The 21,883-nt window shown below is 70.8% G+C and carries 16 protein-coding genes; 9 read left to right on the top strand and 7 right to left on the bottom strand.

Features of this window, described 5'->3' with window-relative positions; all coding sequences use genetic code 11:
- Positions 1-17 precede the first annotated feature (17 nt).
- The 5 genes from AS029_RS06350 to AS029_RS06330 all read right to left on the bottom strand — a co-directional run bounded on the left by AS029_RS06350 (position 18) and on the right by AS029_RS06330 (position 5,756).
- Positions 18-1,349: a sulfate adenylyltransferase subunit 1 gene (locus AS029_RS06350; protein ID WP_058231762.1), complete on the bottom strand. Its 1,332-nt coding sequence runs from the start codon at positions 1,347-1,349 to the stop codon at positions 18-20.
- Entirely contained in the window at positions 1,349-2,266 is a 918-nt protein-coding gene (gene cysD / locus AS029_RS06345) for a sulfate adenylyltransferase subunit CysD (RefSeq protein ID WP_228375895.1), read from the bottom strand. Before cysD ends, AS029_RS06350 begins: the two co-directional genes overlap by 1 nt.
- Positions 2,263-3,006 carry a phosphoadenylyl-sulfate reductase gene (locus AS029_RS06340; protein WP_058231760.1) on the bottom strand — a complete coding sequence of 248 codons (744 nt, stop codon included), beginning with the start codon at positions 3,004-3,006 and terminating at the stop codon, positions 2,263-2,265. The genes cysD and AS029_RS06340 overlap by 4 nt, the downstream gene beginning before the upstream one ends.
- Positions 3,003-4,715, bottom strand: coding sequence for a nitrite/sulfite reductase (locus tag AS029_RS06335; protein ID WP_058231759.1), 1,713 nt, complete (start codon positions 4,713-4,715; stop codon positions 3,003-3,005). The genes AS029_RS06340 and AS029_RS06335 overlap by 4 nt, the downstream gene beginning before the upstream one ends.
- 234 nt (positions 4,716-4,949) lie before the next feature.
- Positions 4,950-5,756, bottom strand: coding sequence for a MarR family winged helix-turn-helix transcriptional regulator (locus tag AS029_RS06330; RefSeq protein WP_058231758.1), 807 nt, complete (start codon positions 5,754-5,756; stop codon positions 4,950-4,952).
- A gap of 108 nt (positions 5,757-5,864) precedes the next feature.
- Between AS029_RS06330 and AS029_RS17865 the strand changes: the two genes are divergently transcribed.
- Positions 5,865-6,389 (top strand): MarR family winged helix-turn-helix transcriptional regulator, encoded by a 525-nt coding sequence (locus AS029_RS17865; protein ID WP_074615870.1) that lies wholly within the window; start codon positions 5,865-5,867, stop codon positions 6,387-6,389.
- 309 nt (positions 6,390-6,698) lie between these two features.
- Here the strand turns inward: AS029_RS17865 and AS029_RS06320 are convergent, their stop codons facing one another.
- A complete protein-coding gene (locus AS029_RS06320) occupies positions 6,699-8,069 on the bottom strand; it encodes an MFS transporter (RefSeq protein WP_058232038.1) in 1,371 nt (456 codons plus the stop codon).
- 126 nt (positions 8,070-8,195) lie between these two features.
- Here AS029_RS06320 and AS029_RS06315 point away from each other — a divergent pair, with 126 nt between their 5' ends.
- The 5 genes from AS029_RS06315 (at position 8,196) to AS029_RS06295 (ending at position 14,858) form a co-directional block, all read left to right on the top strand.
- Positions 8,196-9,938 carry a DEAD/DEAH box helicase gene (locus AS029_RS06315; RefSeq protein WP_058231757.1) on the top strand — a complete coding sequence of 581 codons (1,743 nt, stop codon included), beginning with the start codon at positions 8,196-8,198 and terminating at the stop codon, positions 9,936-9,938.
- Between the two features lie 914 nt (positions 9,939-10,852).
- A complete protein-coding gene (gene dnaK / locus AS029_RS06310) occupies positions 10,853-12,724 on the top strand; it encodes a molecular chaperone DnaK (protein WP_058231756.1) in 1,872 nt (623 codons plus the stop codon).
- Between the two features lie 9 nt (positions 12,725-12,733).
- Positions 12,734-13,348 carry a nucleotide exchange factor GrpE gene (locus AS029_RS06305; RefSeq protein ID WP_058231755.1) on the top strand — a complete coding sequence of 205 codons (615 nt, stop codon included), beginning with the start codon at positions 12,734-12,736 and terminating at the stop codon, positions 13,346-13,348.
- A gap of 11 nt (positions 13,349-13,359) precedes the next feature.
- Complete coding sequence (locus tag AS029_RS06300; protein WP_058231754.1) at positions 13,360-14,346, top strand: DnaJ C-terminal domain-containing protein; 987 nt, start codon at positions 13,360-13,362, stop codon at positions 14,344-14,346.
- A 74-nt stretch (positions 14,347-14,420) separates the two neighbouring features.
- Positions 14,421-14,858, top strand: a complete 438-nt coding sequence (locus AS029_RS06295; protein ID WP_058231753.1) for a heat shock protein transcriptional repressor HspR — start codon at positions 14,421-14,423, stop codon at positions 14,856-14,858.
- Positions 14,859-14,957: 99 nt separating this feature from the next.
- On the opposite strand, the gene AS029_RS18075 is transcribed toward AS029_RS06295, so the two are convergent.
- Positions 14,958-15,170, bottom strand: a complete 213-nt coding sequence (locus AS029_RS18075) for a hypothetical protein (RefSeq protein WP_414683032.1) — start codon at positions 15,168-15,170, stop codon at positions 14,958-14,960.
- Positions 15,171-15,721: 551 nt separating this feature from the next.
- Between AS029_RS18075 and AS029_RS06285 the strand changes: the two genes are divergently transcribed.
- The 3 genes from AS029_RS06285 (at position 15,722) to AS029_RS06275 (ending at position 21,880) form a co-directional block, all read left to right on the top strand.
- On the top strand, positions 15,722-17,449 hold the full coding sequence (locus tag AS029_RS06285) for an ABC transporter ATP-binding protein (RefSeq protein WP_058231752.1): 1,728 nt from the start codon (positions 15,722-15,724) through the stop codon (positions 17,447-17,449).
- The gene (locus AS029_RS06280) at positions 17,446-19,617 is read left to right on the top strand and encodes an ABC transporter ATP-binding protein (RefSeq protein WP_228375894.1); all 2,172 of its coding nucleotides are present in this window, start codon (positions 17,446-17,448) and stop codon (positions 19,615-19,617) included. The genes AS029_RS06285 and AS029_RS06280 overlap by 4 nt, the downstream gene beginning before the upstream one ends.
- A 1,102-nt stretch (positions 19,618-20,719) precedes the next feature.
- Positions 20,720-21,880 (top strand): glycosyltransferase, encoded by a 1,161-nt coding sequence (locus tag AS029_RS06275; RefSeq protein ID WP_058232037.1) that lies wholly within the window; start codon positions 20,720-20,722, stop codon positions 21,878-21,880.
- Positions 21,881-21,883: the final 3 nt, after the last annotated feature.

Below are 21,883 nucleotides of genomic sequence, written 5' to 3'. Positions count from 1 at the left end.
GAGTTCTCGAGCGCCGGTCAGCGCACGATGCCGGCGGCGAGAGTCGCGCCGTCGGACGGATGGATGACGAGGAACGAGCCCTCGTGGCGGCTGTCGCGGTACGGCTCCAGCGGCAGGTCGGCGGCCAGGCGCAGACGCGCGCGGCCGATGTCGTTGGTCTCGAGCCGGTCGGCCGCGACGTGGGTGAGCGCGTCGAGGTCGTAGCGGGAGTCGATGGATGCCACGATCGCCTGCACCGTGGCGGTGCCGTGCTTCACGAGCACGCGGGCGCCGGGGGTCAGGGGCCGCGCGTCGAGCTGGAAGAGCTCGACGTCGGCCTCGCGGCGCGGCGCCGGCAGGGTGCCCGCCGAGGCGATCACGGCACCGCGGGCGGCATCCACGTCGTCGGCGAGTTCGAGCGACACCGACTGCGGCGCGACGGCGCTGTCGGCGGCGACGCCCGCGACCCGGATGCCGCGCACCACCGTGCGCACACCCGAACCCGACACCTCGACCTCGTCGCCCACGCGCACGGCGCCGCGCGAGATGCGTCCGGCGACGGCGCGGTAGTCGCGCAGCGCGGTGGCGGTCTCGGGGTCGGCGGCGAGCTCGGGCGAGAGGCCCCCCTGCGGGCGGATGACCGACTGCACGGGCAGGCGCAGCGGCTCGTTCTCACGGGCGGACTCGTCGGCCGAGGGCAGCGTCTCGAGCAGTTCGAGCAGCGCGGGCCCGTCGTACCAGGGGGTGCGCGCCGACCGGTCGACGATGTTGTCGCCCTCGAGGGCCGAGACCGGCAGCACGTGCAGGTCGTCGATCTCGAGCTCGGTGGCGACGGCCCGCGCATCGGCGGCGACCGCGCCGAACACATCGGCCGAGAAGTCGACGAGGTCGATCTTGTTCACCGCGATGATGACGTGCGGCACGCGCAGCAGAGCGACGACGGCGAGGTGGCGGCGCGTCTGCTCGACGACCCCCGCGCGGGCGTCGACGAGCACCACGACGGCGTCGGCCGTGGTGGAGCCGGTGACCATGTTGCGCGTGTACTGCACGTGGCCGGGGCAGTCGGCGAGGATGAACGACCGCGTCCCGGTGGCGAAGTAGCGGTAGGCGACGTCGATCGTGATGCCCTGCTCGCGCTCGGCGCGCAGCCCGTCGGTCAGCAGCGCGAAGTCGAACGCGCCGTGCGCGAACCCGCGATCGGCCGAGGTGCGCGCGACCTGCTCGAGCTGGTCGGCGAGGATCGCCTTGGCGTCGTGCAGCAGGCGTCCGACGAGCGTGGACTTGCCGTCGTCGACGGAGCCGGCGGTGGCGAAGCGGAAGAGCGTGGGCTCGGTCGTGGTGACCGGCGCCTCGAGGGTGTCGAGCGACATCAGAAGTACCCGTCCTTCTTGCGGTCTTCCATGGCCGCCTCGCTGAGGCGGTCGTCGGCGCGGGTCGCCCCGCGCTCGGTGATGGTGGTGCGCGCGACCTCGGCGACGATGGCCGTGAGGTCGGCGGCATCCGATTCGACCGCTCCGGTGCAGCTCATGTCGCCGACCGTGCGGTAGCGGACCGTGCGCACCTCGACGTTCTCGCCCTCGCGGGGCGGGGAGAACGGACCGACCGGATGCCACATGTCGCCCCGGCGGTACACCTCGCGCTCGTGCGCGAAGTACAGCGGCGGCAGCGCGATGTTCTCACGCTCGATGTAGCGCCAGATGTCGAGCTCGGTCCAGTTCGAGATGGGGAAGGCGCGCACGTGCTGGCCGGGGGTGTGGCGTCCGTTGTAGAGGCTCCAGAGCTCCGGGCGCTGGTTGCGCGGGTCCCACTGGCCGAACTCGTCGCGCAGCGAGATGATGCGCTCCTTGGCGCGCGCCTTGTCCTCGTCGCGGCGCGCCCCGCCGAAGACGGCGTCGTGGCGGCCGGCGGCGATGGCGTCCAGCAACGGCAGGGTCTGCAGCGGGTTGCGGGTGCCGTCGGAGCGCTCCTGCAGGCGCCCGTCGTCGATGTAGTCCTGCACGCGCGCCACCTCGAGGCGCAGGCCGAGCCGCGCGACGGTCTCGTCGCGGAAGCGCAGCACCTCGGGGAAGTTGTGCCCGGTGTCGACGTGCAGCACGGGGAAGGGCACGCGGCCCGGCGCGAACGCCTTGGTGGCCAGGTGCAGCACGACGACGGAGTCCTTGCCGCCCGAGAACAGCAGCACGGGCCGCTCGAACTCGGCGACGACCTCGCGGATCACGTGGATCGCCTCGGCCTCGAGCAGGTCGAGGGTGGAGAGGGCAGTGGATGCCGTGGACACAGCGCTCATGTGTGCAACCCGCATTCCGTCTTCGAGAAGCCGGCCCAGCGACCGGCTCGGGGGTCTTCACCGGGGGCGACCGGTCGGGTGCACGGCTCGCACCCGATGGAGGGGTAGCCGTGGCTGAGGAGGAGGTTGACCGGCACCTTCTGGTCGTTGGCGTAGCCGATCAGGTCGTCGAAGCTCCACGCGGCGACCGGGTTCACCTTGACGAGGCCGTTGCGCTCGTCCCAGGTGACCAGGGGAGTGTGCGTGCGCGTGGGCGCCTCGTCGCGGCGCACGCCGGTGAACCACACCTCGTACCCGCCGAGGGCGCCCTGCAGCGGGTCGACCTTGCGGCGGGCGCAGCACAGCGCGGGGTCGCGCTCGTACAGGCGCGCGCCGTACTCGGCATCCTGTTCCGCGACCGTCTGCTCGGGCAGCACGTCGACGACCCGCACGTCCAGGGCGCGGTCGACCTCGTCGCGGGTGAAGTGCGTCTCGCGGAAGTGGTAGCCGGTGTCGAGGAAGAGCACGTCGACATTCGGCAGCTGCGCGGCGACGAGGTGCGGCAGCGCGGCATCCGCCATCGAGCAGGCCACCGCGGCGGACTCGGGGGTGAAGTTGCGGGCGACCCAGGCGACGACCTCGGCGGGCGACGCCTCGTCGTCGGCGAGGCTGCGCAGCTCGACGTTGCCCTGTTCGGCGAGGGCCTTGAGCTCGTCGTGGCTGCGGCGGGCGGTGACGCGGGGCGCGAGGGAGACGCTCACTGCAGGGCCTCCTCTTCGGCGCGGTGGGCCCACTGGGCGAAGGTCTCGTCGGCTGCGGCGTCGCGCTCGTCGAGGAAGCGGCGCACCACCCGGTCGACGTAGTCGGCGATGCCGTCGGCGGCGACCTTCAGGCCGCGCACGGTGCGGCCGAGGCCGGCCTCGTCGCGGTCCTGCGAGGCGAGGCCGCCGCCGAGGTGCACCTGGTAGCCCGGCACCTGCTCGCCGTCGATGGTGACGAGCTGGCCCTTGAGGCCGATGTCGGCGGTCTGGATGCGCGCGCACGAGTTCGGGCAGCCGTTGACGTGCAGCGAGATCGGGTGCGGCAGGTCGAACCCGGCGAGGCGCTCCTCGAGGTCTTTCACGGCGGCCGTGGCGTTGACCTTGGTCTCGACGATCGCGAGCTTGCAGAACTCGATGCCCGTGCACGCGATCGTGCCGCGGCGGATGAGGCTGGGGCGGGCCTGCAGGCCCAGCTCGTCGAGCCCGGCGACGAGGGAGTCCACGCGGTCCTCGGGGATGTCGAGGATGACGACCTTCTGGTGCGGCGTGGTGCGCAGGCGCGTCGAGCCGTGCTCCTCGATGAGGTCGGCGAGGCGCGCCAGCGTCGTGCCCGAGACGCGGCCGACGATGGGCGTCGCGCCGACGTAGAACCGCCCGTCTTTCTGACGGTGGATGCCGACGTGGTCACCGGGGGCGGCCGGCTTGGCCGGCGCGGGACCGTCGGGGAGCGTGTAGCCGAGGTATTCGTCTTGCAGCACCTGGCGGAACTTCTCGGTGCCCCACTCGGCGAGCAGGAACTTCAGACGCGCCTTGTTGCGCAGACGCCGGTAGCCGTAGTCGCGGAAGATCTGCGCGACGCCGTGCCAGGCCTCGGCCACCCGGTCGGGGGAGACGAAGACACCGAGGCGCTCGCCCAGGCGCGGCGTGGTCGACAGGCCGCCGCCGACCCACAGGTCGTAGCCGATGCCGAGTTCGGGGTGCTCGACCGCGACGAAGGCGACGTCGTTGATCTCGTGCACGACGTCCTGGTTGGGGTGGCCGGTGATCGCCGACTTGAACTTGCGGGGCAGGTTCGACAGCGTCGGGTCGCCGATGAAACGGCTCGTGATCTCGTCGATCTGCGGGGTGGGATCGATCAGCTCGTCGGCCGAGATGCCCGCGACGGGCGAGCCGAGCACGACGCGCGGCACGTCGCCGCACGCCTCGGTGGTTCCCAGGCCCACGGCCTCGAGGCGGCGCCAGATCTCGGGCATCGACTCGACCTCGACCCAGTGCAGCTGCACGTTCTGGCGGTCGGTGAGGTCGGCGGTGTCGCGACCGAACTCCTGCGAAATGCCGGCGATGACGCGCAGCTGCTCGGTGGTGAGCTGACCGCCGTCGATGCGCACGCGGAGCATGAAGTACGCGTCTTCGAGCTCCTCGGGGCTCAATGTCGCCGTGCGACCGCCGTCGATGCCCGGCTTGCGCTGCGTGTAGAGGCCCCACACGCGGAACCGCCCGTGCAGGTCGGTCGGGTCGATGGAGGAGAACCCGCCCGCGGCGTAGATGTTCTCGATGCGCTCGCGCACCGCGAGGCCGTCATCGACCTGCTTCCACTCCTCGTTGCCGTTGAGGGGTGCCGTGCCGTCGATCTTCCACTGCCCGTTGGGCTTGGTGGACGGACGCGGCGGCCGGGCGGCGGGGCGCGGTGTGGTCTGACTGGTGGTCACGGTGCGGCTGTTCCTTCACTGCGCCGTTGCGTCGTGCCGGCGGCATTCCAGGTGACGCTAGAACGCGCTGCGGAACCGGGCCAATGGATGCGTCTCGAAGCGTCGCGGAGTGAAACGGAGCGTCATGAAACGCGCGGGCTCTTGCGCCGTGAGCCGTGACGCAGTATCCCGACGACGGCGACCGCAGCCCCGCTCGGGGCGCGGTCGCCGATGGTGGGGCGCCACGGGACGCTCTCAGTCCTGCGCGGCGGGCGGGGCGCCGGCCTCGCGTCCGCGCCGGAACCCGGCGTCGAAGCCGCGCTCGTACGCGCGCTCCTCGCGGCGGTGGCGGCGGTGTTCGCCGCCGCATCCGTGCGCACCGCGGCCGTGGCGGGTCGCGCCGCGCTCGCCGCGGTGCTCGCCGTGGCCGTGGCGGTGCTCGCCGTGCGGGCCGTGGCCGTGGCTTTCGCCGCGCTCGCCGTGGCTCTGAGGGCGGCCGTCCGGCGCCGCGGGCGGGTCGGCGGGCTCGAACGGGCGGCGGGGTCCGGGGCGCTCGCCCACGCGGAAGCCGCGGTGCTCGTTCGGTCCGAAGGCCCGTCGCGCGCCGGGGCCGAAGCCGCGCGGCCCGGCGCCGAGGTCGACGCGGAATCCGCGCGCCGGGCGATCGGCGCTCTCGTCGTCGTCGACGCCCAGCGCGTTCGCGACGGCGTCGAGCGCCGTTGTGAGGTTCGCCAGCTGCTCCTCCGGTACATCGGCCAGCAGCGCCGACCGCTCGGCATCCACTCGGTCGAGCAGGGCCCGGCCGTCGTCGGTCAGCGACCAGGCGTCGTCGGTGCGGACGATCCACCCGCGCTCGGCGAGGGCGGCGACCCGCTTGCCGCCGCGTTCGAGGCGATCGGCGACCCAGGGCGCGTCGACCCTGCCGTCGACGGCGCTGAGCAGCAGGAGGGTCTTGGGATGGATGCCGCTGTCGTGCAGCTGCGCGAAGAGGCGGTGGTGCAGCGCGTGGCCGACCGTGGTGAGGCGGTGGGCGAGGGCGCGGGGATCGTTAGGGGTGTTCATGGGAGGTCCTTTCGTCGGCGGGCGATCCGCCGGTACATGTCATGTGACAACGAATGTACTGTGACATGTATTCCTGATGCTTGTCAAGAGACATGTAAAATCAACGTCATGCCCACCGACCCCGCCGACGAGATCGCCGCGGCGCTGGCACGCCTGCGCGGTCGGCGTCCGCGCCCGCCCTTCCCGCCCGAGGCGCATCATCACCCCCACGGCGGACACGAGGGTCACGGCGGGCGCGGCGGTCCCTGGGGTCGCGGTGCGCCGCCCTGGGCCGACCCCGCGCACGGACGCTTCGGTGGTCCCGCGCGCCTGCGCATGCTCGATGCGCTCGTCGCGGCATCCGGATCGCTGTCGGTCGGAGAGATCGCCGAGGCGGTCGGAGTCGACCAACCGCGCGCGTCACGCCTCGTCCAGCAGTCGGTCGAGCTCGGCCTGGTGGCGCGGGAACCCGACCCGGACGACGCACGCCGCACCCGCGTGCGTCTCACCCCCGAGGGGCAGGGCCTCGTGTCCGGATTCCGCGTGCGACGACGGGATGCCGTTCGCAACGCCCTCGCGTCGTTCAGCGACGCCGAGCGGGTGGAGTTCGCCCGCCTGCTGGCGAAGTTCGCCGATGCCTGGCCGCGCGACTGAGTCCGCGGCATCCTCGTTGCGGCCGTGGGCCGCGCTCCGGAGAAATCGAGCGGGCGGCTACTCGCGGATGCGGTTTCGAGCCAGCGTCAGCGCTCGACCACGCAGAAGGTCCGGAGTCCCGCACGCCCCGCCGCGTCGCTGACGACGACCGCGCTCGCCGCCCGGACGTCTGAGCTCCGTCCCGCACGCGGGCCGCGCTCCGGAAAAGTCGCGCGTCGAGGCGAGAGCAGGCCCGACATCACGCGGAGGTCAGCGAGCGGCTCGTCAAAATCTCCGGAGCCTCGGCCGGGGTGGGCCCGTGCGCGAGAGTCAGCGGATGACGGCGCCCTTCGCCTTGACCGGGAGCATCAGCAGCAGACCCGCGGCGAGGATCAGCACGATGCCCAGGATGCCGAGGCGGGTGTCGCCGGTGAGCCCGACGAAGAGCGCGAACAGACCGGGGGCGAGGAACGACACCGCGCGGCCCGTCGTCGCGTACAGACCGAAGATCTCGCCCTCGCGGCCTTCCGGGGCCACCCGCGCGAGGTACGACCGGCTCGCGGACTGCACCGGCCCGACGAACGCACCGAGCCCGAGCCCGACGATCCAGAAGCCGACCTGCGAGGTGCCGATGAACAGCATCACGGTACCGAGCGCGATCAGACCGGTGAGCGAGACGAGGATGACGTTCTTGGGGCCGAAGCGATCGTCGAGGCGCCCGGCGAGCATGACGCTGACGCCCGCGACGAGGTTCGCCGCGACCGCGAAGTACAGCACCTCGGTCGAGCTGAACCGGAACACCTGCGCCGCGATGATCGCGCCGAAGGTGAAGACTCCCGCGAGCCCGTCGCGGAAGATCGCGCTGGCCACGAGGAACAGCAGCACCTGACGGCTGTCGTGCCAGAGCGAGCGCAGCGTGCCCCAGAGCACCGCGTACGACCGGAAGAAGCCGACGCGCACCCGACGCGACTGCGCCGGGATCTCCGGCACCCGCAGCAGAACCGGGATCGCGAAGACGGCGAACCAGACCGCGGATGCCAGTACGGCGAGGCGGATGTTCAGACCGCCCTCCTTGCTCACGGCGAGCAGCCCCCCGGCATCCGGATTCCCGAAGCTCTGGATGAACAGCACCAGCAGGAGCAGGAGCAGCACGATGCCGCCGACGTAACCCATGCCCCAGCCGAACCCGGAGACGCGGCCGATGTTCTCGCGCGTGGAGACCTGCGTGAGCATCGCGTAGTAGTTGACGCTGGCGAACTCGAAGAAGACGTTGCCGACGGCGATGAGGGTGGCGCCGAGCACCAGATACTGCGGCGTCCCCTCGACGAACACCATCGCGGCCATCGCCAGCACCACGAGTGCGGTGTTGATGCCGAGCCACAGCTTGCGGCGCCCCGTGCCGTCGGAGCGCTGGCCCAGCACGGGCGCCACGAGCGCGACCACGATGCCGGCGACCATGAGCGCGACGCCCACGACGCCGGCGTTCTCGGCGAGCGCGCGCACGAGCTCGGGGTCGGAGTCGTCGCCGTTCGCCGCCGCCACGACCGCGGGGTCGACGAACAGCTCGCTCGCGAGATACGTGCTGAAGACGAAGGTCGTCACCACGGCGTTGAAGGCGGCCGAACCCCAGTCCCACAGGGCCCAGGCGAGGACGGGACGTCGAACGGCGGTGGTGGGCGGAGCCGTCTCCGGGGAAGACATGTCGGTCACGCTAGGGTCCTTGGGTGAATTCCCGGTTCGCCGGGATCTCGCTGCACCGGCGTTGGCGCGCGCGTTCAGGTTATCCCCAGGCCCGCGCGGCAGGGCCAGGCGGACTACCGTGGAGTCATGGCATCCGAAACCCCCGTCGACTCCGCTGAGGCGGAGACCGCTCCCGACCAGCTCACCTTCTCCGATCTGGGTCTGGATGCCAACGTGCTCAAGGCCCTCAAAGACGTCGGCTACGAGACCCCCTCCGCCATCCAGGCGGCCACGATCCCGGTCCTGCTGCAGGGCCGCGACGTCGTCGGCCTCGCCCAGACCGGAACCGGCAAGACCGCGGCCTTCGCGCTGCCGGTGCTGTCGCAGATGGAGACCGGGCACAAGAATCCCCAGGCCCTCGTGCTCGCGCCGACGCGTGAACTCGCGCTGCAGGTGTGCGAGGCGTTCGAGAAGTACGCCGCCCACATCAAGGGCGTCTCGGTGCTGCCGGTCTACGGCGGCCAGGGCTACGGCCAGCAGCTGTCGGCGCTCCGCCGCGGCGTCGACGTCATCGTCGGAACGCCCGGTCGCATCATGGACCACCTCGACAAGGGCACCCTCGACCTCAGCGAGCTGAAGTTCCTCGTGCTCGACGAAGCCGACGAGATGCTCAAGATGGGCTTCGCCGAAGACGTCGAGACGATCCTCGCCGACACCCCCTCGACCAAGCAGGTCGCGCTGTTCTCGGCCACCATGCCGGCGCAGATCCGTCGCATCTCGGCGCAGTACCTGAACGACCCCGAAGAGATCACGGTCAAGACCAAGACCACGACCTCGGCCAACATCACCCAGCGCTACCTCGTGGTGTCGTACCAGCAGAAGATCGATGCGCTGACGCGCATCCTCGAGGTCGAGAACTTCGAGGGCATGATCGTCTTCACCCGCACCAAGAACGAGACCGAGACGGTCGCCGAGAAGCTCCGCGCCCGCGGCTACACCGCCGCCGCCATCAACGGCGACATCGCCCAGGTGCAGCGCGAGCGCACGGTCAATCAGCTCAAGAGCGGCAAGCTCGACATCCTCGTCGCCACCGACGTCGCCGCCCGCGGCCTCGACGTCGAGCGCATCAGCCACGTCGTCAACTACGACCTGCCGATCGACACCGAGTCGTACGTGCACCGCATCGGCCGCACCGGCCGCGCCGGCCGCACCGGCGACGCGATCAGCTTCGTCACCCCGCGCGAGCGTCGCATGCTCACCGCGATCGAGAAGGCCACGCGCCAGCCGCTGACCGAGATGTCGCTGCCGAGCGTCGACGACGTCAACGCCACGCGCCTCACCCGCTTCGACGACGCGATCACCACCGCCCTCGAAGACACCGCCGCCATCGCGACGTTCCGCGATGTGGTCGCCCACTACGTCGCGCACCACGACGTGCCCGAGGCCGACGTGGCCGCAGCGCTCGCCGTGGTGGCGCAGGGCGACACCCCGCTGCTGCTCGAGGAGGAGACGATCCAGCAGCCGCGTTTCGACCGCGACCGGTCGGACCGCGCGGGCCGCGAGCCGCGCGAGGGCGGCGACCGGCGCGGTGGCGGCGGGCGTTTCGCGACGTACCGCATCGCCGTGGGCCGTCGCCAGCGGGTCGAGCCGCGTCAGATCGTCGGGGCCCTCGCGAACGAGGGCGGCCTGCGTCGCAACGACTTCGGGGCGATCCAGATCCGTCAGGACTTCTCGCTCGTCGAGCTGCCGGCCGACCTCTCGCGCGACACGATCAACCGCCTCGCCGACACCCGCATCTCGGGCCAGCTCATCGACCTGCGCCTCGACCAGGGCGGACGCTCCGCCAAGCGCAGCGATCGCCCCCAGCGCCGCGACCGCGACCGCGACTGACTCCGCACCGTCGGGTGCGTGGCCCGGCGTGGCGGTGATTCCGGCCATGCGCCGGGTGCGTGGCCTGGTGCGGCGGTGATTCCGGCCATGCGCCGGGTGCGTGGCCTGGTGCGGCGGTGATTCCGGCCGGTGCGCTGGGTGCGTGGCCTGGCGCGGCAGTGATTCCGGCCGGTGCGCTGGGTGCGTGGCCCGGCGCGGCAGTGATCCCGGCCGGTGCGTCGGGGAGTCGGCATCCGTTCGACGCCCCCGCAGACCCTCGGGTCGCGGGGGCGTCGCCGTTCTCGTGAGCCCGGGGCGTCGCCGGGTCCGGGCTGCGGGCTCGGGGAGGTTTCCGCCGTCCCGGGTGGGCGGGCGGCGGCGGGCGGGCGGCCGGCCGGTGCGGGGCGCCGGCTCGTGAACCGCCCCAGAACGGTCAATCGCGCCCCGGACCGAGTTCGTCTGCGGTTCGGCAGCCGGGCGGCGCGGCGGGCAGCCAGTGCGAGTGCCGGCTTGTCATGGGGGTTTGGGGCGGTTTTCGCCGTTTGGGGCGGACAGATTCCGCCCCAAACGGCCGATGACGCCCCAAACCGGGCTCGCCTGCAGTTGTGGGGCGCGGAATGTGCACCGGGGGGCGTCCATCGACCGCCCCGGTGCATATTCGCCGCCCCGGTTCGGTGAGGCGCCACCTGCGCAGGCACCGGCACCCGTGTCGCCTGCGCATGCGCCCGCACCCCCGCGTCACCCCCACCCTCGCGCCACCCGCGCCCCATGCCCGCGGCATGGCATCCGGAAGTTGAGCCAATTCATATCAAGTCATCTTGACCTCGCGAGGGGGCCGCGATAACCTTGAGTCATCGCGGCTCAACCCGCGCAGCAGACTTCAGCACCAACCTCGAGTCGTGGCATCCGCCCGACTCACAAGCAAGGAGACACATATGCCCCGTGCAGTGGGAATCGACCTCGGTACGACCAACTCCGTCGTGAGCGTGCTCGAGGGTGGCGAGCCCAAGGTCATCGCCAACGCCGAAGGTTTCCGCACGACCCCCTCGGTCGTCGCCTACACGAAAGACGGCGAGGTGCTCGTCGGCGAGACCGCCAAGCGCCAGGCCGTCACCAACGTCGACCGCACCATCTCGAGCGTGAAGCGACACATGGGCACCACCTGGAGCTTCGACGTCGACGGCAAGAAGTGGACGCCGCAGGAGATCTCGGCCCGCATCCTGCAGAAGCTCAAGCGCGACGCCGAGGAGTACCTCGGTGACAGCGTGACGGATGCCGTCATCACGGTGCCCGCGTACTTCAACGACGCCGAGCGTCAGGCCACCAAGGAGGCCGGTGAGATCGCGGGCCTCAACGTGCTCCGCATCATCAACGAGCCCACCGCCGCGGCCCTCGCGTACGGCCTCGACAAGGGCAAGGAAGACGAGCTCATCCTCGTGTTCGACCTCGGTGGCGGAACCTTCGACGTCTCGCTGCTCGAGGTGGGCAAGGACGACGACTTCTCGACCATTCAGGTGCGCGCCACCTCGGGTGACAACCGCCTCGGCGGTGACGACTGGGACCAGCGCGTCGTCGACTACCTCATCAAGCAGTTCAAGGACACCACCGGTGTCGACGTCTCGGGCGACAAGATCGCCCTGCAGCGCCTGAAGGAAGCGGCCGAGCAGGCCAAGAAGGAGCTGTCGAGCTCGACCTCGACCTCCATCAACCTGCCCTACCTGTCGCTCACCGACTCGGGCCCCGTCTCGCTGAGCGAGACCCTCTCGCGAGCCAAGTTCGAGGACCTCACCAAGGACCTCCTCGACCGCACCCGCAAGCCCTTCTCCGACGTCATCCGCGAGGCCGGCGTGAAGGTCGACGACATCGCCCACGTGGTGCTCGTCGGCGGCTCGACCCGCATGCCCGCGGTCGCCGAGCTGGTGAAGAAGGAGACCGGTAAGGATGCCAATAAGGGCGTGAACCCCGACGAGGTCGTGGCCGTGGGCGCAGCCCTGCAGGCCGGTGTCCTCAAGGGCGAGCGCAAGGACGTCCTGCTCATCGACGTCACCCCCCTGAGCCTCGGTATCGAGACCAAGGGCGGCATCATGACCAAGCTGATCGAGCGCAACACGGCCATCCCGACCAAGCGCAGCGAGACCTTCACCACGGCCGACGACAACCAGCCGTCGGTCGCGATCCAGGTCTTCCAGGGCGAGCGCGAGTTCACCCGCGACAACAAGCCGCTCGGCACCTTCGAGCTGACAGGCATCGCCCCGGCGCCCCGTGGCATCCCGCAGGTCGAGGTCACCTTCGACATCGACGCGAACGGCATCGTGCACGTCTCGGCGAAGGACAAGGGCACCGGCAAGGAGCAGTCGATGACCATCACCGGCGGCTCGTCGCTGCCCAAGGAAGACATCGAGCGCATGGTGCGCGAGGCCGAGGAGAACGCGGCCGAAGACAAGAAGCGCCGCGAGTCCGCCGAGACCCGCAACCAGGCCGAGACCCTGTCGTACTCGATCGAGAAGCTGATCAAGGAGAACGACGACAAGCTCCCCGCCGAGGTCAAGACCGAGGTGCAGGGCGACGTCGACGCGCTCAAGACGGCCCTCGCCGGTGACGACGACGACGCGGTCAAGACCGCGTTCGACAAGCTGAACGCCAGCCAGGGCAAGCTCGGCGAGGCCATCTACGCCTCGTCGCAGGCCGCGGGCGAGCCCGCCGACCCGAACGTCGGCCAGCCCGGCAACGGCGAGACGCCGAACCCCGAGGAAGACGTCATCGACGCCGAGGTCGTCGAAGACGACAAGCCCGAAGACAAGAAGTAAGCAGAGAACATGGCACACAAGGACGACGAACAGCCCACGGGCTCGGGCGCCGGTCCTGACGAGACGGGGCCGGAGGAGAACACCTCCGGCCCCGCGCCGTCGGGCGAGCAGCCTGAGAGCGAGGGGACGGATGCCGATGGCCTGACCATCGACGACATCCTCGGCGCCGAGCAGACGCCCGAGGCCGCAGCCGAAGACGCCGGTTCCGACCGCGAAGCCTCGCTGCTGATCGACCTCAAGCGTCTGCAGGCCGAGTACGCCAACTACCGTCGGCGCACCGAAGAGCAGCGCCAGCGCGAGATCGAGCGCGCCAAGGGTGAGGCCGTGAAGGGCCTGCTGCCGGTCATGGACGACCTCGATCGCGCTGCCAAGCACGGCGACCTCGTCGAGGGCAGCCCGCTGGCCGCCATCGGTGACAAGGTGCGCGCCGTGGCCGAGCGTCTCGGTGTGGTGTCGTACGGCGCCGTCGGCGACGTGTTCGACCCGCAGCAGCACGAGGCGATCTTCCAGGCCCCGACTCCGGGCGTGACCGAGACGACGATCCTCGAGGTCGTCGAGGTGGGGTACCGCCTCGGCTCCGTCGAGCTGCGACCGGCCAAGGTCGTCGTCGCGGTGCCGGCCTAAGAGGAGGACGCATGGCGAGTCAGGACTGGTTCGACAAGGACTTCTACAAGGTCCTCGGTGTCGACAAGAGCGTCAGCGCTGCTGATCTGAAGAAGACGTACCGCAAGCTCGCGCGCCAGTACCACCCCGACTCGAACCCGGGAGACGCGAAAGCGGAGGCGAAGTTCAAGGAGATCAGCGAGGCGTACTCGGTGCTCAACGACCCCGAGCAGCGCGAGGAGTACGACCAGATCCGGGCCATGGGCTCGGGGGCGCGCTTCTCGGCTCCCGGGGCCGGGGGCGGCGGGGGCTTCGACGACGTCTTCAGCCGCTTCGGTCAGCAGCGCGGCGGCGGTCAGGCACCGGGCGGCTTCGAGGACATCTTCTCGATGTTCGATCAGGGCGGCGGGGGCTTCGGTTCCGGCCGGTTCGGTCAGACCACGGGCGGGTTCCGCGGCTTCGGCGGCCCGCAGCGCGGGGCCGACGTCACGGCCCGAACGACGATCGACTTCGTCACCGCAGCGAAAGGCGAGACCATCACCCTGCAGGGTGAAGACAATGTGCCCTTCAAGGTGAAGATCCCGGCCGGCGTCTCCGACGGGCAGAAGATCCGCCTGCGCGGGCGGGGTCGCAAGTCGCCCGACGGCGGCGAGAGCGGCGACATCGTCGTGACCGTCGCGGTGCGGCCGCACCCGGTGTTCACGCGCGACGGCCTCAACCTGCGGGTGACGGTCCCCGTCACCTTCACCGAGGCGGCGCTGGGCGCGACCATCGAGGTACCGACCCTCGGCGGCGACCCGGTGCGCCTACGCGTCGCCCCCGGCACCCCGTCGGGGCGCGTGTTGCGCGTCAAAGGACGCGGCATCGAGTCGACCAAGGGCGCCGGCGACCTCCTCGCCGAGGTCCAGGTCGCGGTGCCCTCGCACCTCGACGACGCCGCCCGCGAGGCGCTCGAGCGGTTCCAAGAACTGCAGCCGAAAGAGAACCCGCGCGCCGACCTGATGTCGAAAGCGCGATAGAACAGCAGCAGGGTTCCCGGCAACCGGATTCAGGATGCCGGGACCCCGCCGCCGACACCAGGGGAGGAGAGACCGTGCCCGAGAGGGAGATCGACGAAGACGCTCCGATCTTCGCCATCGCCGCCGCGGCGGAGCTGTCGAACATGCACCCGCAGACGCTGCGGCAGTACGACCGGCTCGGTCTCGTCGTTCCCGCCCGCACCCAGGGCGGGTCGCGCCGCTACTCCAGCCGTCACGTGCAGCAGCTGCGCGAAGTGGCGCGTCTGTCGGGCGAGGGCATGAGCCTGCCCGCCATCGCGCGTCTGCTCACCCTCGAGCAGCAGGTGCACGACCTCGCACGCCGCGTCAACGACCTCGAGCGTCAGCTCACGATCGAGCGGCAGTCTCGTCCCGGTGCCCGCGTCTTCGCGGCCGGTGCCACCGGCTCGGTCGTGACGCTCCGCCACGGCGCTCGCGTCCGCCGCGCCACCGACATCGTGCTGTGGCGCCCGCGCGACATGCACGGCGACTGACGACGTTCTCCGGTGGATGCCGCGGGTGACCGCCTGGGGCCCCGGAGCTCGCGGAGCGGAGGTCCCTGAGCCTGTCGAAGGGACCGGATGCCGCGGCGCTCAGGCCGGCTTGATCCGCAGGACCGTCGGCACCTCGCCGAGCTTCAGGTCGTCGACCACCCGAACCGTGCGCGCCACGGCATCCACCGCTCCGATCACCGTGCCGAAACGTTCCCGATCGGAGCACACGGCCGTCACCGTGACGAAGTGGGAGCCGGCGTCCCACGTGTAGGTCGCGAACGGCGGCGTGCGCGCGTCGCTCGGCAGCGGCATGGCCAGTTTCTCGCCGACCCCGAGGAAGGGGTTGGGGGAACGACTCGGTGTCGTCGTACTCCATCGGCATCATTGCCCGCGCGGTGCGCGCCTGCGGCGTCGCCTCCTGCAGCTGAGCCATGACGACGAGCAGTTCGGGGTCGCTCTTCCACACCCACACGAGCACGCGCCCGCCGGCCCGGCGCATCAGAAGCGGGGTCGCCTGGCTCAGGAGCCACGCGAAGGCGCCACCGCCGGGGCGAGGGGCCGCTCCCGCCGCCTGATTGGCCTGGCTCAGCAGCATGCCGATCGCGGCCTTGCGGTGGCGGCGGCCACGCAGGCCGAGGGAGCCGGTGACGGGCACCCAGAGGTCGGCGGGGGCGTCGGCCTGCAGTCGGGACATGCCTTCAGCCTACGATCCGGCGCAGGTGAGGGGGATGCCGGAGGCTCGGCGCGGGGCGGCGGCAGCCGTCGACCGGGGGTGTGCGTGCAGGGGGTCGCCGGTGTCGGAGGTTGGTGCAAGGCTGTACTCCGCGGCCACCCCGACCGCATCACGACCGTTCGGAGGTGCCGTGCTCGGCAAGATCCTCATCCGCTACCTCTCCCGGTACCGGTGGCTGCTCGTCGCTCTGCTGGCGTTCCAGTTCGTGGCGGCCATGGCCTCGCTCTACCTGCCCCGACTGAACGCCGACATCATCGACCAGGGGGTCGCGCGCGGCGACACCGCCTTCATCTGGTCGCAGGGGTCGCTCATGCTGGCCATCTCGCTCGGCCAGATCACGGCATCCATCATCGCGACCTACTTCGCGGCGCGTGCGGCGATGACCGCGGGCCGCGACATCCGCCGCGACATCTTCGAGAAGGTCAGCGGCTTCTCGGAGCGCGAGCTGTCGCACTTCGGCGCCGGGTCGCTCATCACCCGCAACACCAACGACGTGCAGCAGGTGCAGATGCTGGCGATGATGGGCGCGACCATGCTCGTCAGCGCGCCGCTGCTGGCGATCGGCGGCATCTTCATGGCGCTGCAGCAAGACGTGGGCCTCAGCTGGCTCATCGCCGTCTCGGTGCCCACGCTGCTGATCGCGGCCGGGCTCATCATCGCCCGCATGGTGCCGCTGTTCCGCAGCTACCAGTCCAAGCTCGACGCCGTGAACCGCATCATGCGCGAGCAGCTCACGGGCGTGCGAGTGGTGCGCGCCTTCGTCCGCGAGCGCATCGAAGAGAAGCGTTTCCGCGGGGCCAACACCGACATCATGGTCGTCGGGCGCAAAGTCGGCTCGCTTTTCGTGCTGCTGTTCCCCCTCGCGATGCTGGTGCTCAACGTCACCGTGGTCGGCGTCATCTGGTTCGGCGGCATCCAGGTCGATCAGGGCGGCGTGCAGATCGGCACGCTGTTCGCCTTCATGCAGTACGTCGCGCAGATCCTCATGGGCGTGCTCATGGCGAGCTTCATGACCGTGATGATCCCCCGCGCCGCCGTCTCGGCCGAGCGCATCGGCGAGGTGCTCGACAGCCACTCGACCCTGGAGCGCCCGGTGAACCCGGTCAGCGTATTCCCCGAGCGCGGATCCATCGAGTTCGACGACGTCGCCTTCGCCTATCCGGGCGCCGAGTCGCCCGTGCTCGCCGGCATCGGCTTCGCCGCACGGCCGGGTGAGACGGTCGCGATCGTCGGCTCGACCGGCTCGGGCAAGACGACCCTGGTGTCGCTCATCCCGCGCCTGTTCGACGTGACCGCCGGCACCGTGCGGGTCGGTGGTGTCGACGTGCGAGAGGCCGACCTCGACGTGCTGTGGAAGAGCATCGGGCTCGTGCCGCAGCGCCCGTTCCTGTTCAGCGGCACCGTGGCATCCAATCTTCGCTTCGGGCGAGAAGACGCCACCGACGACGAACTCTGGCGCGCCCTCGAGATCGCGCAGGGACGAGATTTCGTCGAGGCGATGGACGGGCAGCTCGACGCCCGCATCGCCCAGGGCGGAACGAACGTCTCGGGTGGTCAGCGCCAGCGCCTGGCGATCGCGCGGGCGATCGTGCATCGCCCGGCGGTCCTGGTCTTCGACGACTCCTTCTCGGCGCTCGACCTCACCACCGACGCGCGGCTCCGGCAGGCGCTCTGGCATGAACTGCCCGAGGTGACCAAGATCGTCGTCGCCCAGCGCGTCTCGACAATCACGGGGGCCGACCGCATCGTCGTGCTCGAAGAGGGTCGCCTGGCCGGTGTCGGCACCCACGAGGAACTGCTGCAGACGAGCAGCACCTATCGCGAGATCGTCGAATCGCAGCTGGGGGTGGAGGCATGAGCACCACTGACACGCTGACCGAAGAAGAGCGGGCCGAACTCGAGCTCGCCGAGCAGGCCCGGCTGAACTCCGGAGACTGGGACAGCGTCGCGCCCGGCAAGGCGTCCGACTTCGGGCGCAGTTTCCGACGGTTGATCGGACTGCTGCGCCCCTACGCGGCCGCCTTCACGTTCGTCTCGGTGCTGGGCGCCCTCGGCGTCGTGCTCGCGGTGCTCGCGCCGCGCGTGCTGGGCGATGCGACCAACATCATCTTCGAGGGTGTCGTCTCGAAGGGATTGGCCGAGCAGTTCCCCGCCGGCACCTCGCAGGCCGAGGTGGTCGAGGCCCTGCGGGCGGCGGGGCAGGGCGACATCGCCAACATCGTGGGCGCGATGAACAACTTCTCCGTCGGCGCGGGGATCGACTTCGACGCCCTGCGCCTGGTCGTGGTGGCGGTGCTCGCGATCTACGTGGGCTCGTCGCTGCTGTCGTGGATCCAGGGCTACGTCATCAACGTGATCATGGTGCGCACCATGTGGCGCCTGCGCGAAGACGTCGAGGCGAAGATCAACCGCCTGCCGCTGTCGTACTTCGACAAGGTGCAGCGCGGTGAGCTGATCTCGCGCGTCACGAATGACATCGACAACATCACGCAGACGATGCAGCAGTCGCTCTCGAGTGCGCTGACGTCGGTGCTCACCGTCGTGGGCGTGCTCATCATGATGTTCACGATCTCGTGGCAGCTCGCACTGGTCGCCCTCGTCTCCCTCCCCCTCATGGCCGTGATCTTCGGTGTCATCGGCCCGAAGTCGCAGAAGGCCTTCGGCGAGCAGTGGAAGAAGGTCGGTCGGCTGAACGCCCGGGTCGAGGAGTCCTTCTCGGGCCACGCCCTGGTCAAGGTGTACGGCCGCGAGAAAGACGCCCGCGACAAGTTCGAGATCGAGAACGAGGAGCTCTTCCAGGCGAGCTTCAAGGCGCAGTTCCTCTCCGGCATGATCATGCCGGGCATGATGTTCGTCGGAAACCTGACCTACGTCGGCATCGCCGTGCTCGGCGGGCTGATGGTCGCCGGCGGCCAGTTGCGCCTCGGCGACGTGCAGGCCTTCATCCAGTACTCGCAGCAGTTCACCCAGCCGCTGTCGCAGCTCGGCGGTATGGCCGCAGTGGTGCAATCGGGCACGGCGTCGGCGGAGCGCGTCTTCGCCCTGCTCGACGCCGACGAGCAGGATCCGGATGCCGCCGACGCCCCCGCCCACGTCGAGGGCCGCGGCGTGATCGAGTTCGAGAACGTCCGCTTCGCCTACACACCGGAGCGGCCGCTCATCACCGACCTGTCGTTCCGCGTCGAGCCCGGCCAAACGGTCGCGATCGTCGGTCCCACCGGCGCGGGGAAGACCACGCTGGTCAACCTCATCATGCGGTTCTACGAGCTCGACGGCGGTCGAATTCTGCTCGACGGGCAGAACATCGCCGACCTCCGCCGCGACGACGTGCGCTCCCGCACCGGCATGGTGCTGCAAGACCCGTGGCTGTTCGCCGGTTCCATCCGCGACAACATCCGCTACGGCCGCGAGAGCGCCACCGACGACGAGATCGCGGAGGCCGCCGTCGCCACGCGCGTCGACCAGTTCGTGCACTCACTGCCCGAGGGCTACGACACCGTGCTCGACGAAGACGCCGCGAACGTCTCGGCCGGAGAGAGGCAGCTCATCACCATCGCGCGCGCGTTCGTCGCCCGCCCGTCGGTGCTGATCCTCGACGAGGCGACGTCGTCGGTCGACACCCGCACCGAGTTGCTGCTGCAGCAGGCGATGGCCGCGCTCCGCGAGGGGCGCACGTCGTTCGTCATCGCGCATCGCCTGTCAACCATCCGCGATGCCGACCTGATCCTCGTCATGGAGCACGGCGACATCGTCGAGAAGGGCACGCACGAGCAGCTCATCGCCGCCGAGGGGGCGTACTACCGCCTGTACCGCTCGCAGTTCGAGCAGGCCGCAGCCGACCTCGACGTCGCCGACCCGTCGTCGGCCGCCGACCCTGAGCGCGCACCGGCGACCGACGACGCCGAAGTGGTGTCGACGTTCGCGGCGGCGGCATCCGACGTTCGAGCCCCCGCGGGCACCGACGGTCCGCCGCGCCCGGCCCACGGTGCGCCCACGCCCGACCCCCGTCTGGAGGGGAAGGGGTAGCTCCGGCCCGCCGCCGCGATCTGAAGCCCGCTCGCCCTCGCGCCGAGCGGGCTTCGTCGTGCCCGGTGTCGCTCACCACGGCGTCCGGGGGCGGGCCTCCCGTTTGGGGCGGATTCCGCACTTTGGGGCGGGCGGTTTCTGCCTCAAGTGGCGGATCCTGCCCCAAATTGCGGGGGCACGAGCGGTTCGCTGGTGCGTGGTCGGCCGCGGCCGGGCGTCGCCGTGATCGGTGCCGCCCGTGCGACGTTCGGGGTGGGCCGCCCGTTTGGGGCGGGTTCCGCACTTTGGGGCGGGCGGTTTTCGCCCCAAGTGGCGGATCCTGCCCCAGATTGCGGGGTCACGAGCGGTTTGTCGTTCTGGGGGCGCTCAGACTCGGCGGCGCGTGGTTGGGCGCGGGCGGGTTTGGGGCGGATTCCGCACTCCGGGGCGGGAAATTCCTGCCCCAAGTGGCGGAGTCCGCCCCAAACCTGAAGTCACGAGCGGTCCTCACGAACCTGGCCGGGCCGAGACGCCTTCGGCGCGTGTGCTGCATTTCCGGGCGGGTGATCCGCGTCGCAGCGGGCGCCTCCCGGCGCCAGCGCCACCCGCCGCAGGGGGCGTACACCACCCGGCGACCGCGCCACCCGCGGCAGGGGGGCGTACACCGCCCGGCGCCGCGCCGACCGCAGCGGGGAGCGGCCCCGCTCGAAGGCCAAGGCCACCCGCGGCGGCCGTCACCGCCCGCAGCCGGCCGGGGTGCAACGCACCCTGGGGATGCTTCCCGGGGTCGCAAAACCCGCTCGGGTAGGGTGGACGGGCGCACGACCCGCACCGCGCGAACCGCCCGCCGCACAGATAGGCCTCACCGTACGTGACCACTCCTGCGACGCCCGCCGACCATCCCGCGACCGGCGCCCCGGCCGAACCGGCCACAGCCGCCGCCCCCTCCGCCTCGGCGGAGCCCACGGCCGCGGCATCCTCCGTTTCGGCGGAGCCCACGGCCGCGGCGCCCACCTCCTCAGCTGAGTCCGCCGCGCCGGCGCTCACCCCGCCGGTCGAGCCCGCCGCGCCGGCGCCGTCCGCCTCCGCCGATGCCGCGGCTTCCCCGTCCGGAGACCGGCCCCTGCGCATCCTCATCGGCGCCGACACCTTCCTGCCGCACGTCAACGGCGCCGCCCGCTTCGCCGAGCGGCTGGCCGCCGGTCTCGTCGCGCGCGGCCACGACGTGCACGTCGCCGCGCCCAGCATCGGCCACCAGAACGGCGGCACCGCGACCGAGACGGTCGAGGGGCAGCCCATGACGGTGCACCGACTCCCCGCGTTCCGCTTCCGCCCGCACGACTGGATCACCTACGTGCTCCCCTGGCGCTCGAAGCATTACGCGCGCATCGTGCTCGACGAGGTCAAGCCCGACGTGGTGCACATCCAGTCGCACATCGTCATCGGCCGCGGACTCACGCGCGAGGCCCGTAAGCGTGGCATCCCCGTCATCGCCACCAATCACGTGATGGCCGAGAACATCCTCGACTTCACCACGCTCCCCGATTTCCTCGACCGCATCTTCGTGAAGCTCGCGTGGGCCGACGCCGAGCGCACGTTCAAGATGACCCGGGCCGTCACCACGCCGACCCGCCGGGCCGCCGACTTCCTCGAGAAGACGATCGACATCTCGGGCGTCATCCCCATCTCGTGCGGCATCGACCGCACCAACTACCGACCCGACCTCACTCCGCGTGACAAGAACCGGCTGCTGTTCGTCGGCCGTCTGACGACCGAGAAGCACATCGACGTCGTGCTCCGGGCGCTCGCCCAGCTCGACCCGTCCCTCGACGTCACCTTCGACGTCGTCGGGGGCGGCGACCAGCGGGCCAAGCTCGAGGCGCTCGCCCAGCAGCTCGGCGTGGCCGGTCGCGTCACGTTCCACGGCCACGCCTCCGAGGACGATCTGCGCACGCTCTACTCGCGGGCGAGTGTCTTCGTCATCGCCTCGATCGCCGAGCTCCAGTCGATCGCGACGATGGAGGCCATGGCATCCGGACTCCCCATCGTGGCCGCGAACGCCGTCGCGCTCCCGCACCTCGTGCACCACGGCGAGAACGGCTACCTCTTCGAGCCGGGCGACGCCGAAGAGCTCGCCGCGCGCGTCACCGACGTGCTGACCGCCTCCCCCGAGGAGAGGCTGCGAATGCAGCAGGCGTCGCTCGACGAGGTCGCCGTGCACGACATCACCCGCACCCTCGACACGTTCGAGGCGCTCTACCGCGGGCGACCCCTGCCGGAGTAATCG

Origin of the sequence: Microbacterium enclense, from assembly GCF_001456955.1 — a bacterium.
GTDB classification, from domain to species: Bacteria; Actinomycetota; Actinomycetes; order Actinomycetales; family Microbacteriaceae; genus Microbacterium; species Microbacterium enclense.
The sequence above is the reverse complement of the archived record's forward strand: the minus strand, read 5'-3'. Positions and strand labels throughout refer to the sequence as shown.